Annotated in this window: 12 protein-coding genes; 9 read left to right on the top strand and 3 right to left on the bottom strand. The window is 29.7% G+C overall.

All coding sequences use genetic code 11. From position 1 onward, the window contains the following. Window positions 1–579: 579 nt before the first annotated feature. Together bcCo53_RS07060 and bcCo53_RS07055 are read right to left on the bottom strand one after the other, a co-directional pair. Window positions 580–1143 (bottom strand): chromosome replication/partitioning protein, encoded by a 564-nt coding sequence (locus bcCo53_RS07060; protein WP_025408816.1) that lies wholly within the window; start codon window positions 1141–1143, stop codon window positions 580–582. 10 nt (window positions 1144–1153) lie between these two features. Beyond that, window positions 1154–1900, bottom strand: a complete 747-nt coding sequence (locus bcCo53_RS07055) for a ParA family protein (RefSeq protein ID WP_028328267.1) — start codon at window positions 1898–1900, stop codon at window positions 1154–1156. 1419 nt (window positions 1901–3319) lie between these two features. Between bcCo53_RS07055 and bcCo53_RS07050 the strand changes: the two genes are divergently transcribed. The 9 genes from bcCo53_RS07050 to bdr all read left to right on the top strand — a co-directional run bounded on the left by bcCo53_RS07050 (window position 3320) and on the right by bdr (window position 12840). Continuing rightward, window positions 3320–4408: a variable large family protein gene (locus bcCo53_RS07050; RefSeq protein WP_246938429.1), complete on the top strand. Its 1089-nt coding sequence runs from the start codon at window positions 3320–3322 to the stop codon at window positions 4406–4408. A 145-nt stretch (window positions 4409–4553) separates the two neighbouring features. After that, window positions 4554–5642, top strand: a complete 1089-nt coding sequence (locus tag bcCo53_RS07045) for a variable large family protein (protein WP_246938428.1) — start codon at window positions 4554–4556, stop codon at window positions 5640–5642. 145 nt (window positions 5643–5787) lie between these two features. Further along, window positions 5788–6846: a variable large family protein gene (locus bcCo53_RS07040; protein WP_038365149.1), complete on the top strand. Its 1059-nt coding sequence runs from the start codon at window positions 5788–5790 to the stop codon at window positions 6844–6846. Between the two features lie 126 nt (window positions 6847–6972). Then, window positions 6973–8010, top strand: coding sequence for a variable large family protein (locus bcCo53_RS07035; protein ID WP_025408968.1), 1038 nt, complete (start codon window positions 6973–6975; stop codon window positions 8008–8010). Window positions 8011–8145: 135 nt separating this feature from the next. After that, window positions 8146–9183, top strand: a complete 1038-nt coding sequence (locus bcCo53_RS07030; protein WP_025408969.1) for a variable large family protein — start codon at window positions 8146–8148, stop codon at window positions 9181–9183. A 144-nt stretch (window positions 9184–9327) separates the two neighbouring features. Then, the gene (locus bcCo53_RS07025; protein WP_246938457.1) at window positions 9328–9546 is read left to right on the top strand and encodes a hypothetical protein; all 219 of its coding nucleotides are present in this window, start codon (window positions 9328–9330) and stop codon (window positions 9544–9546) included. A 358-nt stretch (window positions 9547–9904) separates the two neighbouring features. Next, window positions 9905–10843 (top strand): P12 family lipoprotein, encoded by a 939-nt coding sequence (locus tag bcCo53_RS07020; protein ID WP_038365152.1) that lies wholly within the window; start codon window positions 9905–9907, stop codon window positions 10841–10843. A 599-nt stretch (window positions 10844–11442) separates the two neighbouring features. Then, the gene (locus bcCo53_RS07015; protein WP_025408971.1) at window positions 11443–12303 is read left to right on the top strand and encodes a complement regulator-acquiring protein; all 861 of its coding nucleotides are present in this window, start codon (window positions 11443–11445) and stop codon (window positions 12301–12303) included. Between the two features lie 219 nt (window positions 12304–12522). Further along, on the top strand, window positions 12523–12840 hold the full coding sequence (bdr, locus tag bcCo53_RS07010; protein WP_028328287.1) for a Bdr family repetitive protein: 318 nt from the start codon (window positions 12523–12525) through the stop codon (window positions 12838–12840). Between the two features lie 271 nt (window positions 12841–13111). Here bdr and bcCo53_RS07005 read toward each other — a convergent pair whose 3' ends face one another. Then, on the bottom strand, window positions 13112–14179 hold the full coding sequence (locus bcCo53_RS07005; protein ID WP_025408973.1) for a variable large family protein: 1068 nt from the start codon (window positions 14177–14179) through the stop codon (window positions 13112–13114). Window positions 14180–14310 lie beyond the last annotated feature (131 nt).

Genomic DNA, 14310 nt, shown 5'->3' with positions numbered 1-14310 from the left:
TAAGAAAAGAGAAGTCGTAGGTATTGATATGAGTGTGAAAAGCTTTTTGATAGGTAGTGAAGTTTAAGGAACCAATTATCTTGGATGTTTGCTTGAAATCGAGAATAAATTTATTAGATTTTATAATAAGACTATCAAAGAAATATAAGAAAAAGGACAGGACCAGATAATAGAGTTAAAATTATACAAGGGGTTGTTAATCTAAGAAACGGCTTCCTATAAAAAATATTCTTATACTTTGTGAATAAATATTGCATAATAATGTTGACTTTGTAATTTTAAGCAATGTAGAAGAGGAACTTGAGATAATTGTATAGATTCTTTATAGCAAGTTGTATACTGTTTGAAGTAATGAAAATATAATATAAAATTAATTTTGAAATTGTTATTCATAGTAGAAATGTGAGCGTAAAAGTTAATTTGAACAATTATTATAGAGATATAGAAACTAAGGTTGGGACAGTAGGAGATGAAGTTTTTGGATCATGGTTTAGTGGAGTTAATATTTTTGAAACTTAAAAATCATCATGGGAGATGATATAAGGAGCTACTTCTATAATCAAAAGACATAGAAGTAGTTTATGCTTGCTTTTTAGGTTTTGTTATTTGTTGTTCAAAGTCCTGTTTAGTTTGTTCTATGTATTCTTTTTTATTTGTGAAGATCTGTTCCATAAGAAAACAGGTGAATTTTGGGTTTATTTTATAGAAATTGTAAGCATCTTGATTTTTAAATTGTAGTTTAATTAATTTTGGTGTTTTTGGTTTGTTTTGCGTTTCTTTAGTCGATAGAAAAAAATATGTGTTCATTATTCCTTTTGTTATTATAGAGTCTTCATCTATTAGGTTGTTTTTGAGCCCTTCTGCAATAGTTAAATATGCGTAAACTTGTGTTCTAGCTAAGTTATAATTTTTAATAAATGAACTAAAGTTTTTATACCCATCTAATTTGAATAGTTTTTTGTCATTGATTTCTTTTAATATTTTCATGGTTTCTATTTTGTTGTAGATGTCTTCTTTTAAGTTTATTTTAAGTTTTTCTTTTAATTTTTCGTAAATTTGTATATTTATGTTATGAGTATTTTTTTTGATAGGATTGTCTTTTTCAATAACCCTTTTATTTAATTTAAATTTGTTCTTTTGCATATGGACTCCTTTAAATTTGTTCGGCTCCGAACAAATTTTTTAATGCTTTTTTATAGTCTGATGTGTAATCTTCATTTAGAGAAAAGCCAACATTTTGTGCAATTCTTTTATTTAAATCCTCTCTCTCTCTTATAGAGCCAATAAAATTAGAATTTTGTTTAAGAATATCTAGATAAAATTTATTTGAATTATTATTTTTAAATCGGGTGTTTAATATATATATAGGTAAATTTAGGTCCAATTGTTTAATTTTGAAGTCCAGTGCTTCTAAGCTTTCTATAGACCATTTTTCAGCTGGAATTGGAGATATAACCAGGTCAGAGACAACTAGAGCATTAATTAGTGTGAAATCTAGGCTTGGATTTGTGTCAATGATTATGTAATCATAATCATTTTTAATGCAATAAAGTGCTTTTTTTAATCTAGTTTCTTTGAATGGTAAATTATCATTATTAAAAAAGTGTAAATTTAGATAACTAGGGATAAAGTCTAAGTTTTGATTTATAGTACAAATGCTATTATTAATAACCAGGTTTTTTCGTAAGATTTCATATATATTTATATGTTCCACATTAATTTTTGATTTTTCAAGATACTCATTAAAGTAACTTGTGAGGCTTGCTTGGGCATCCATGTCTATTAGTAAAACATTAGAGTTTTTGGAAATGATAGTAGAGAACAGTATAGCAGAGGTACTCTTTCCCACACCTCCTTTAATTGATGCTATAGTTATTATTTTTGTTTTTTTTTTATCCATTTTTTATTATTCCTCCAGGCAAATCTTTATTGTACAAAGCATATACTTGTCCTTCAATTTTTAGAGTGCTTTTAATATCTTTTTATAATATTCAATATTTATTCTATCTTTTATTAGTAAAGAATAAAAGTTTATGAGCTGATATATGATAGGGCCTGTTTTTAATTTGAATTTCATGCAAATGCACCATCTTAGGGTGTAAACTTGATTTTTATATTTTTAGCAAGCTAAGATTCATTAAAGTTTTTAGTAGAATAGTAATTTAAGAGAATGCCTTTTTTATTTTTGATAAATGAATATGTATACTTTTATTTTTACCTTAAAGGCAAAGCGTATTGCACTTATAGTTTAATTAAAAAGCTTTTACATTTTTATATTAAAATGCTGATTTGAATATAATAAGAAGAAACATTATGAATAGACAAAAAACTTTTATATTATAAACATAATTTAGTATAAATTCAAAAGGTTAACGTAAAAATAGAGGATAGAGCCATCAAATTATTGGAGATACAAGGTAGGGTTTATAAAAAAATAAATACTGTGCGGGTAGCTTGTGCATATTTACGATATTATAAAAAGAGGGGCATCGTATGTTGATATGCACATAAGAAGCTTTTTGGTAGGTATTGAAATGTAAAAAATCAATCATCTTAGATATTTCTTTAAGAGCAAGAATAAACTTATTAGATATTATGCGATATTATAGAGAATACTATTAAAAAAGGACAGAGCCAAATAATAGAGCTAAAAGCAGATTGAGAGTTGATAGATTGCTACAGAGGTTGCTAATCTAAGGGGAATACTTCCTGTAAAATTTTTATGCTTATGTGAGTAAATACAACATCATAATATAAAATTTATAGGTTGTAAGAAATATGGAAAAAGGAATTGAGCATAAATTCTTCTTTTTTAGCAAATTGTATAATGTTTGAAGTAATGAAAAATATAAATTTAAAATTGATCTTGAAATGGATTTGTAATAACTGCAATTGTTATTCATCATAGAAGCGTTAATTTAAAAATTAATTTGAACAATTTATTATAGAGAGATAGAAACTAAAGTTAGTACAGTCAAAATTAAAGCTTTTGGAGCATGCTTTATTGGATTTAATATTTTTGAAATTTAAAAAGTTGTCACGAAATGATATAAGGTGTTGTTTTGATAATCAAAGACCGTAGCAGTAATAGTTTCTATTAAGTATTTCATTGACTGGGCGTTTTACTAGGTTTTCTACGTCCATTGTGTGCAGGATTATTTTAGTGCTGTATTTAATGTTTCGATAAGTGCTTTTATCTTTAGCCATTATCATTGATAAGGTTGGTAAATTTGATCGTTAAAAATTTTTGAAAAATTTGTAATTTTTGAAAAGTGCGATAAAATGCTAACGCATAAGTTTAAAAGGAGGCACGTAATATATGAAAATAAATATTAAAAATATTAAGGTAAAAAGAATTTGTGCAACATTATTTATCTCTCTATTCCTTTCTTGTAATAATGGAATAGAAGAACTTGAGAAGAGAAATACTTTCTTATCCTCACTTGCTAATTTAGGTAATGACTTCTTAGATAGTTTTACTTCTTTTGGCGACACACTTGGCGGTGTTTTAGGGTTTAATACTAAAACTCCAAAGTCTGAGGTTGGTAAGTACTTTAAGAGCGTTCATGATACTGTTTCTTCTACTAAGACAGCTCTTGAGAAAATTGTTGCTGATATGAAAGATAAGGGTAATCCTAATGCAGAAGCTGTAAGTGCTTCAGTTAAAACATTCATTGATGATAAGCTTAGTAAGATAATAGAAGGAGCTGAGATTGCTAGTGGTGCTATTGGCAACGATGCTAGTGAACCAATTGCTAATGTTGCTAAAGGTGGTAGTAATACTGATGGGGCTGGAGTTAAAGGTAAAGATATTGAAAATTTAGTAAAGGGAATTAAGTCAATTGTAGACATAGTACTTAAAGATAAAGGAAGTGCTGATGCTGGTACTGGTAAAAAGGCTGATGCTCTTGCTAGTGATCGTGACGCTAATTCTAGTGATGTGGTAAAGCTTTTTGGTAGTTCTGGTAATCAAGGTGCTATTGCTGCTAATGCAGATAAGGCAGCAGCTGATGCATCTAAGGCCGTTGGGGCAGTAACAGGTGCTGATATCTTACAAGCTATGGTTAAAGAAAATGGTGAGTCAGCTAAGTTGGCTGAGCATAAAGTTGACACTGCAGTTACTGGTATGGTTAGTAAAAATGATGCAACTATAGCAGGGGCTATAGCGTTAAGAGCAATGGCTAAAGGTGGTAAATTTGCTAATGATAACAGTACTGCTAATATTGATGTTGCTAATACAGTTAAAGGAGCAGCAGTAAGTGCAGTAACTAAGGTACTAAATACATTAACTATTGCAATAAGGAAGACAATTGATGCAGGACTTAAGGAAGTTAAAGAAGCTATGAAAATTAATCCTGAGGCTACTTCTGTAACTTCTGATAAAAATATTCCTGAATCTAAAAAATAAACAATCATAATTAATACGCTATTAATAATTAAATAATAGAGTCATTTAAGAGAAACAATGCTTTCTATTTAGAAGGCATTGTTTCTCTTTTATTTATGTTGAGCATCTTTAGTTAAAGGATGGAATCAAAGGAGGCACGTAATATATGAAAATAAATATTAAAAATATTAGATTAAAAAGTATTTGTGCAACATTATTTATTTCTCTTTTCCTTGCTTGTAATAATGGGATAGAAGAACTTGAGAAGAGAAATACTTTCTTATCCTCACTTGCTAATTTAGGTAATGACTTCTTAGATAGTTTTACTTCTTTTGGCGACACACTTGGCGGTGTTTTAGGGTTTAATACTAAAACTCCAAAGTCTGAGGTTGGTAAGTACTTTAAGAGCGTTCATGATACTGTTTCTTCTACTAAGACAGCTCTTGAGAAAATTGTTGCTGATATGAAAGATAAGGGTAATCCTAATGCAGAAGCTGTAAGTGCTTCAGTTAAAACATTCATTGATGATAAGCTTAGTAAGATAATAGAAGGAGCTGAGATTGCTAGTGGTGCTATTGGCAACGATGCTAGTGAACCAATTGCTAATGTTGCTAAAGGTGGTAGTAATACTGATGGGGCTGGAGTTAAAGGTAAAGATATTGAAAATTTAGTAAAGGGAATTAAGTCAATTGTAGACATAGTACTTAAAGATAAAGGAAGTGCTGATGCTGGTACTGGTAAAAAGGCTGATGCTCTTGCTAGTGATCGTGACGCTAATTCTAGTGATGTGGTAAAGCTTTTTGGTAGTTCTGGTAATCAAGGTGCTATTGCTGCTAATGCAGATAAGGCAGCAGCTGATGCATCTAAGGCCGTTGGGGCAGTAACAGGTGCTGATATCTTACAAGCTATGGTTAAAGAAAATGGTGAGTCAGCTAAGTTGGCTGAGCATAAAGTTGACACTGCAGTTACTGGTATGGTTAGTAAAAATGATGCAACTATAGCAGGGGCTATAGCGTTAAGAGCAATGGCTAAAGGTGGTAAATTTGCTAATGATAACAGTACTGCTAATATTGATGTTGCTAATACAGTTAAAGGAGCAGCAGTAAGTGCAGTAACTAAGGTACTAAATACATTAACTATTGCAATAAGGAAGACAATTGATGCAGGACTTAAGGAAGTTAAAGAAGCTATGAAAATTAATCCTGAGGCTACTTCTGTAACTTCTGATAAAAATATTCCTGAATCTAAAAAATAAACAATCATAATTAATACGCTATTAATAATTAAATAATAGAGTCATTTAAGAGAAACAATGCTTTCTATTTAGAAGGCATTGTTTCTCTTTTATTTATGTTGAGCATCTTTAGTTAAAGGATGGAATCAAAGGAGGCACGTAATATATGAAAATAAATATTAAAAATATTAGATTAAAAAGTATTTGTGCAACATTATTTATTTCTCTTTTCCTTGCTTGTAATAATGGGATAGAAGAACTTGAGAAGAGAAATACTTTCTTATCCTCACTTGCTAATTTAGGGAATGACTTCTTAACTATTTTTACTTCTTTTGGTGATTCACTTGGTGGTGTTTTAGCTTTTAATGCTGAAACTAAAAAGTCTGATGTTGGTAAGTACTTTAAGAATATAGAAAAAGGCTTAACAACAACTAAGACAAACCTTGAAAAAATTGTTGCTGATATGAAGGATCAAGGCCATCCTAATGCTACTGCAGTAGAAAGTGCAGTAAGTAAATTAGTTAATGACACACTTAATAATATAATTAATGGAGCTAAGACCGTTAGTGATGCTATTGGTATTACTGATGCTGAGTTACTTGGTAATGGTGCTATTTATACATCTGCTGCAGGTTCTAAGGGTGAAGTTGAGAAATTAGTAAATGGAATTAAAGCTATCGTAGACGTGGTTCTTGATACAAAAGAAGGAAATCCTGAAGCCGGAGATGTTAAAAAAGCTACAGATGGTTCTGGTAACAGAAATGGTGGCAACAATCAGGATGGTGAAGCAGGAAAGTTATTTAATGGTACTAATGCTGGAACTAATGCTAATGCGAAAAAATCAGCAGCTGATGCAGCAAAAGCTGTTGGTGCAGTAACTGGGGCTGACATATTAAAAGCTATGTCTAAATCTGATGACTCTGCTAAATTGGCTGCAGGAAATGATGTGTCCGATGCTAAGCAAGATGCTGTTATAGCAGGAGCTATGGCATTGCGAGCGATGGCTAAGGGTGGTAAATTCGCGGGTTCTAGTGATAATGATTCTGGTGCCGTTGCGCCTATAGTTAAAGGAGCAGCAGTAAGTGCAGTAAATAAGGCTTTAAATACGCTCACAATAGCAATAAGAAAAACAATTGATGCAGGACTTAAAGAAGTTAAAAAAGCTATGAACATAAACGCTAATGATGTGTCTGTAACTACTGAATCTGGTACTGCTACTAAATAAGTAAAAAAATAAATAAACTAGATAATAATGTCATTTAAGGGAAACACTGCTCTATATGAGAGTCGTTTTCCTTTTGTTATATCTAGTCTCTTAGTTAAAAAATGGGGAAAAGGGTGCACGTAATATATGAAAATAAATATTAAAAATATTAGTATAAAAAGTATTTGTGCAACGTTATTTATTTCTTTATTCCTTTCTTGTAATAATGGGATAGAAGAACTTCAGAGGGAAAAGCAGTTTTACTCTTCACTTGCTAATTTAGGTAATGACTTCTTATCTGTCTTCACTTCTTTTGGAGATTCACTTGGTGGTGTTTTAGGATTTAATCCTAATACTAAAAAGTCTGAGGTTGGAAATTACTTTAAGAATATTCAAGAGACTGTACAAGGTGTTAAGACAGGTCTTAATAATATTGTTACTGATATGAAGAATCAAGAAAATCCTAATGCTTCTACAGTTGAGGCTGCTGTAAAAGCTTTAAATGAAAAACTTGATAAGATAATTGAGGGAGCAAAGACCGTTAGTGAGGCTATTGGTACTGATGCTACTGCTCCGATTGGTAATGTTGCTGCTAGTGCTGCTGCTGGGGCTGTAGGTATTGGTGTTGACAAATTGGTTCAAGGAATTAAATCAATTGTAGGAGTAGTACTTAAAGATAAAGGTAAAGCCGATGCTGGTGATAATAAAAAGGCTGAAGATGGCTCTACCGAAAGGAATAGTGATGGCTCAGTAAAGCTATTTGCTAATGCTAGTGCGGGCTCCGATGACAAAAAAGCAGCAGCTGACGCGGCTAAAGCTATTGGGGCAGTAACAGGTGCTGACATATTACAAGCCATGGTTAAAGATAATGGTGATGCTGCTAAGCTAGCTAAGAATTCTAGTTCTGGTGTTACTGCTCCTAAAGATGCGGAAGTAGCAGGAGGTATAGCATTAAGAGCGATGGCTAAGGAGGGTAAGTTTGCTAATGGAAGTAGTGCTTCTGAGGCAAAAAAAATATTAGATGGAGCAGTGACAAGCGCGTTAACTAAGGCATTAGATACACTCACAATAGCAATAAGAAAAACAATTGATGAAGGACTTAAAGAAGTTAAAAAAGTTATGAATATTAATGCTAATATCGATCCTGTAACTTCTGATGATAGAGGCATTGCAACCAGTAACTAATTAGAATTAATAAGAAATAGACTAAATAATAAGTTCGTTTAAGGGAAACACTGCTTTTTATAGGAGTAGTTTCCCTTTTTTATTGTATCTAGTCTTTTTAGTTAAAGGAAAGGAGAAGAAAGAGGCACATAACTTATGAAAATAAATATTAAAAATATTAAAGTAAAAAGTATTTGTGCAACATTATTTATCTTCCTATTCCTTTCTTGTAATAGTGGAATAGAAGAACTTGAGAATAAAAATAACTTCTTTTCCTCACTAGCTAATTTAAGACAAGATTTCTTAGATGTTTTTACTTATTTTGGAGATATTGTTACTGATTCTTTAGGAATTAAAGCTGAGACTAAAAAAGATGATATTGGTGGTTATTTTAGCAAAATTGAATCTACTATGAAAAACGTTCAAGATAAGTTAAAAAATGTTGCAGAAAAGTATGGTCATTATCCAAAGGTAAAAGAAAAGGTTGCTCAATTTATTGAGCAATTAGTAAAAATAGAAGAGGGTGCTAAGGAAGCGTCAAAGGTTGAAGAAGGTGCTGAATTACTTGGTAATATGGAGGCCAAAAATAGTGGAGGTAAGCCTGGTGAGGTTGATAAATTAATAAAGGCAATTCAGACTATTGTAAATGTGGTTCTTGCAAAAGGGAATCCTGAGGCTGGTAATAATTTGAAAGCTAAAGATGGTCAGACTCCAAGAGCTAATAATAATGATAGTGCAGGTAATTTATTTGCTAATAATCAGGCTGGTACTGCTCATGCTAATGCAAAAGAAGCAGCAACTGATGCAGCTAAAGCAGTAGGAGCCGTAACTGGTGCTGACATTTTAAAAGCTATAGTTAAAGAAGGTGGTGCAGCTGCTACGTTAGCTAAGAATAATACCACTCATGATAGTGTTAATGCTGTAGCTGATGCTAATGATGCAGTTGTAGCAGGAGCTATAGCACTTCGAGCAATGACTAAGAATGGTAAATTTGCTGGTAACACTAGTGCTGAGAATGCTGTTGCTATAGTTAAAAATGCAGCAGCAAGTGCAGTAAATAAGACATTAAGCACTCTTGTAATTGCAATAAGAAATACTGTTGATACTGCTTTAAAAGCAATAAGTGAGGCATTGGCAGCAATTAAACAAGGAGATATGTCAGCAGATACAAGTGAATCTGGAAATACTAAGTAGGAACGTAAATAAAATTTGGAAAAAGATCAGCAAACAAAATAATAAAGTTATTTAAGGAAAACGTTTCTCTATATGAGAGTAGTTTCTCTTTTGTTTTATCTAATACCTTTAGTTAAAGGTAGGGTTAAAAGGGTGTAGTAATATATGAAAATAAATATTAAAAATATTAGATTAAGAAGTATTTGTACAAGATTATTTATCTTTCTATTCCTTTCTTGTAATAATTCTGGTGAGGAATTAGAAAACCTTAAAAATCAAAATACCTTCTTATCCTCACTAGCTAATTTAGATAATGACTTCTTTTTTGATATGGGTAGTGATATAAAGCTTATACTAAAACAGGATATAGTTAATTATTTTTAATTATTTAATTTATTAACTATATCTTGATAGTTGCATGAGATTAGTTTTGCTTAGTATATAAGTAAAATTCTTTGGCAGTTAAAGGTCAATGTTAATTGTTTATTTTAACAGTTTAAATTGTATGTAACTAATTATAACAGTTATGTTAAACTTGTTTTTTTATATTTTCGTTGTATTGTATAAGTTTTATTTATTTAAATAGTTATTTAAGACCTTATAAGCATGTCATATCGATAATTTGTATTAATTTAATTAATTTATTTGAAATTTAAAATAAAATGTATATATTTACCAATAATTATTGTATTTCAATGTAGAGATTTGATAATTAAATAAATTGACATCCCCGGAGGGAAATATGAAGAAGAACATTTTGGTAATATGTATGTTGATACTATTGTGTTTTCTATCATGTGATATAAATGCTTTAAATGAATTGCTAGGCAAAGCAAGAGAAAAGTTTTTAGAAGAAAATAACAAGGTAGAAAATTTAAAATCTATAGAAGAAAATCAAGAGGATAAAGAAAAACAAGTAGGTATTGTTAAAAGGATTGAAAAAGGAGTACAACAAGTTGTGCAGGCTGTTCCAGTAGTTCCTGTTGGTGGATTGAATAATGAGGTTTTTGAGAAGCCTGTTAATGATAATAATTCAGCGATTAGGATGTATTCTCAAGAAGAAAAAATAGAGATAAAAAAAGAGGATTTAGTCGCAAGGACTGATGAGGAGAAGAAAGCACAAGTAGAGATTGAAAAAGTAAAAAATCTTCTTAAAGAGCGTTCTATATCATCCTCAAAATTAATTGAGGATGCACATAAACTTAAAAATGAATATGAACAATTAGAAGTTGATTTTCATAGTATAATGTCTAAAATTCAGACTGAAGTAAGATCTTTGAGGAGTGAGGATTATAAGGGGAATCTAGAAAAGATTAGTAAACTAAATCGATTGCAAAATCAATTAAAGATAAGTCTTGATATTGAAAGACTGATGAGTCAAGTTGTTAGTACAATAAGTGAACTAAAATCTTCAGAATTTTTCTTTAATAAAGCTGGAGAAACTTTAACAGAAGCTATTACTAAAAGGTTAGAAAATGAAGCACGTAAAGGTGGTCGTTACTTTTTCAGAGAGGTTAGCAATGGGTTATTATTACAATTATCTAGGGATTCACAACGCTATGCAAGAAATGCTTTAAGTCAATTAGAATCTGCTGTTATAAAGTTAAATGGAGCAATTGGAGAAAAGAAAAATATAAAGGATCCCATTGATGCAGTAAGAGCTGCTTTAGATAGTCTTTGATGGTAGAAAAAGTCGGGTTTATATTGCTGTTTGGAATGGAGGGTCTTCCTTTTAAGGAAGACCTTTTTTAAAAATTATTTTATTTAAGTGAGTTCTTTCAAATTTAGTTATGTCTTCCTAAGAATATATAAATAAATGACATAACTAAATTTGAAAGGTGTTTTTTGAATTGTAAAGATCTTTATTATATAGTTATGGATTTTCAATTAAATTAATTTGTATAGGGCAAAAGGATTGATATATTATCAATTTGAATGAAAATCACTACACTAGGGTAACAACTTTTGCTAACATTATTGAATACACTAGTTGCTGTGTATAAACATGCTACTAATTAAAATATAGAGATAGACTACATAAAAATTAATAATTGGTTAAGAATTACAATGTTAATTTATTGTTAGAAAGTTTGAGCAGAATTATTAATCAATAATGATAAGATTTTATCTTTCTTTCAAAGAGTCATAGAGGGGATATGTATACTTAAGAGTAAGGATGAAGAAAAAATAAATAATTTTGCTGTAAGTAATTTGTATTTTAGACTAAATGGTATATATTTTAAATTAATAATGATTCTTAATTAAGAAAGGAGAGTGTTTATGAGAAAAAAATTATTTATATTTATATTATTAATTATAGGATTAGTATCATGTGATGTAAATTCTAAATTATTGGATAAAGGGGAAACCAGAGATGCGGTAGGAGCGGTTGACAATGGTGTTCAGGGAGATGAAAGAATAAAAAATATTATTAGTAATGGTGATTTTTCAGAAGAGGTTAATAAAGCTCCTGTTGAAGAGGTAGTAGAAGCAGGTCCTGTAATCAAAGATGAGAAAGAGGAATTAATAGCTGCCATTAAAAAAGATGTTAATATTGGTATGGGACTAATAAATTCAGATAAGAAAGAAGTTGAAGATGAAAGTCAATATGGTATGAAGGAAGTAGTGTTTAAAGCAGTAACAGATGGGGTTACTAATAAGGCATTAGATGATGATTTGAATAAGGATTTAAGAAGATTATTTTATTCATCTTTATTATACGATAAAGAAAGGATAAAGGAATTTGCAGAAATTCTTAACAAGATAGGAACAGATGGTCAAAATAAAGGTACATGGCTTATAGATATAATGGATTCTGGAATAGTATATCTTCAATTTAACTTTGAGAGAGTAATTAGTAAGTTAGATAAGAATAAAGACAAATTAGATCAATTAAGTCTTGATGATTTAAGAGAAATTAAATCAAAACTTGAAGAGATTCAATTACAAAGATTAACTTGGAAAAAGAGTGTAGATGCTATTATAGTAGCTTATAAAGCAAAGAAAGAAGGTATTGATTCTGACAGTAAAAGATTGATAAGTTATATTAGTGAAAGATATAAAAATCTTATTACAGTTGAGATACCAGGAATTCAAGGGGTGTCTGATAAGATTATATCTCTAATAGATAAAATTAAGTAATTTTAAGTTTTATGAGAATAAAGGAATCTAGGTCATATAATATGACCTAGATTCCTATTTGTTGTTTAAAGTAAATAGGCTATTTATCTATTTTTTACTTTTTAATATTAAGTTTTATTTAATTTGATAGATTAGCATTATTTATGATTCTTGCAAAGAGTATAACCATATTTATATTTTATAAACTATGGTTATACTCTTTTGCTAATTCTTTAACATATTGATTTGCAGTTTCAGCAGATTAAAGCAGGAATTGATAGAGATATTGCTATTGATTTATCTTATAGGTACTATAGGAATGAGTTAACGTATAAGGATATTGAGTATTTAGAAAATACATTTAATCTTAAACTAGAAAAAGTAGAGTCAAATCTAAAATCAGATATTAAGGATTTAGATAATAAGATAGATAATGTAAGAAAAGACATAGAAATTAATAAAATGGAGTTTAGGAGTACATTAAAAGTGCATAATTGGATGTTAGGAACAATTATTACTATATGTGTAGGAATTTTATTGACATTAATCTTTAAATAAACTCTTTTAAATGAAGAGTAACCTTTCTTTTCTTTTTAAGTTCATATTATAAATGATAATTTTATGTCAAAATCAATATTTTTTTTGTTGAAGATGTATTAGATTAAGTTTTAATAGTATTTGGAATTTTACTAATTAATTTGGGTTTTAGTTGGTATTGTGAAATTGGTCTTAAGATATTCAATATTTATTTTTAAAAGCTTTAGATAAAAGCGCTAAAATAAATATTTGTTATTATATATTAGCGCTTTTTAGATAATTTTATCTTTATTTAAGATTTAGTTTTAATTTTATTAAGTTCAGCGTTTAATATATCTATAATAATTGTATCGATTGCGGTTACTACCTTGCTAATGGCAGTAGCTGCAGCTTTTTGAATATTTTTTGCATATTCAGTGTTATTACCATTTTTATGTCCAGCGAATTTACCGTCTTTACTCATAGCTTTTAGTGCAATAGCAGCAGCAAAGTCAGCGTTACTTTTTGCACCGACACCATTAGTATTAAGAGTTCTACCAACGATTAATTGACCAGCATCGTTATTGGTTTCGTTAATATAACCGTTATTAACGTTTGTTGTAGCATGTGCTATTTTGTTAAGCATTGCTAGTGCGTCAATTTGAGATATTATATCAATAAGTTTGGAAACGTCTTCTTCGTTAGCACCTCCGCCTTTAAGATCGGCACCGGCACCACCATTAATGGCAGCAATTGAGGTAATATTATTGCCAGTAATATTATTATTAGTTTTTGCTTCAATGTTTATTTGGGCTTCTTCTGCAATTTTGATTATATCTTTTATTTTGCTAATGATATCCTCAACGTTCTTTTTGTTAGAAATAATTGCAGCTTTGGTACCTGTATTATTAATTGCTCCAATTTCAATATTGTTATTATCAGTAGTTTCAGCTAATTTTTTTATAGCATTTATTACATTTTCAATGTTTGTAATGATATTATCATTATTGTTAATTTTTTCTTTTAATTCATTTTTAAGAACTGTTAATCCTTCTGCTGTTTTTTTGAAGTGAGTGCCTATTTCGTTTCTTTTGTTATTAGGTTCAAATTTAACAATAGAAAAATTTTTGAATATTTCAATAATTTCGTTTGTAGATGGGTTATTGGTATCTATGTTTTGGATAGCTTGTTTTATTTTGTTTGTTAAGTTTTCTAGTGAAATGTCATGTTTGTTTGTTATTTCTTGATTTGTAGCTACTGTTGTTAGAGTTTTTAGTGATGAGATTTCATTTTGATTAGAAATAGAGTCAGCAATGAGTTCACAACTAGTTAACATAGACATCATAGCAATAACACTTAAAGGTTTTTTAAAATTTTTCATTATAATTTCCTCTCCTTAAATTATATGTATTGAAATGTAGAGCATAGTTTTTTCAAAAACAGTTATTTTAATATGAATTATGACAAAAAAATTGTTATGGGGGCCAATATATACTAACGGGTGTTATTCTA

It is taken from the genome of Borrelia coriaceae (assembly GCF_023035295.1).
GTDB classification, from domain to species: domain Bacteria; phylum Spirochaetota; class Spirochaetia; order Borreliales; family Borreliaceae; genus Borrelia; species Borrelia coriaceae.
The sequence above is the reverse complement of the archived record's forward strand: the minus strand, read 5'-3'. Positions and strand labels throughout refer to the sequence as shown.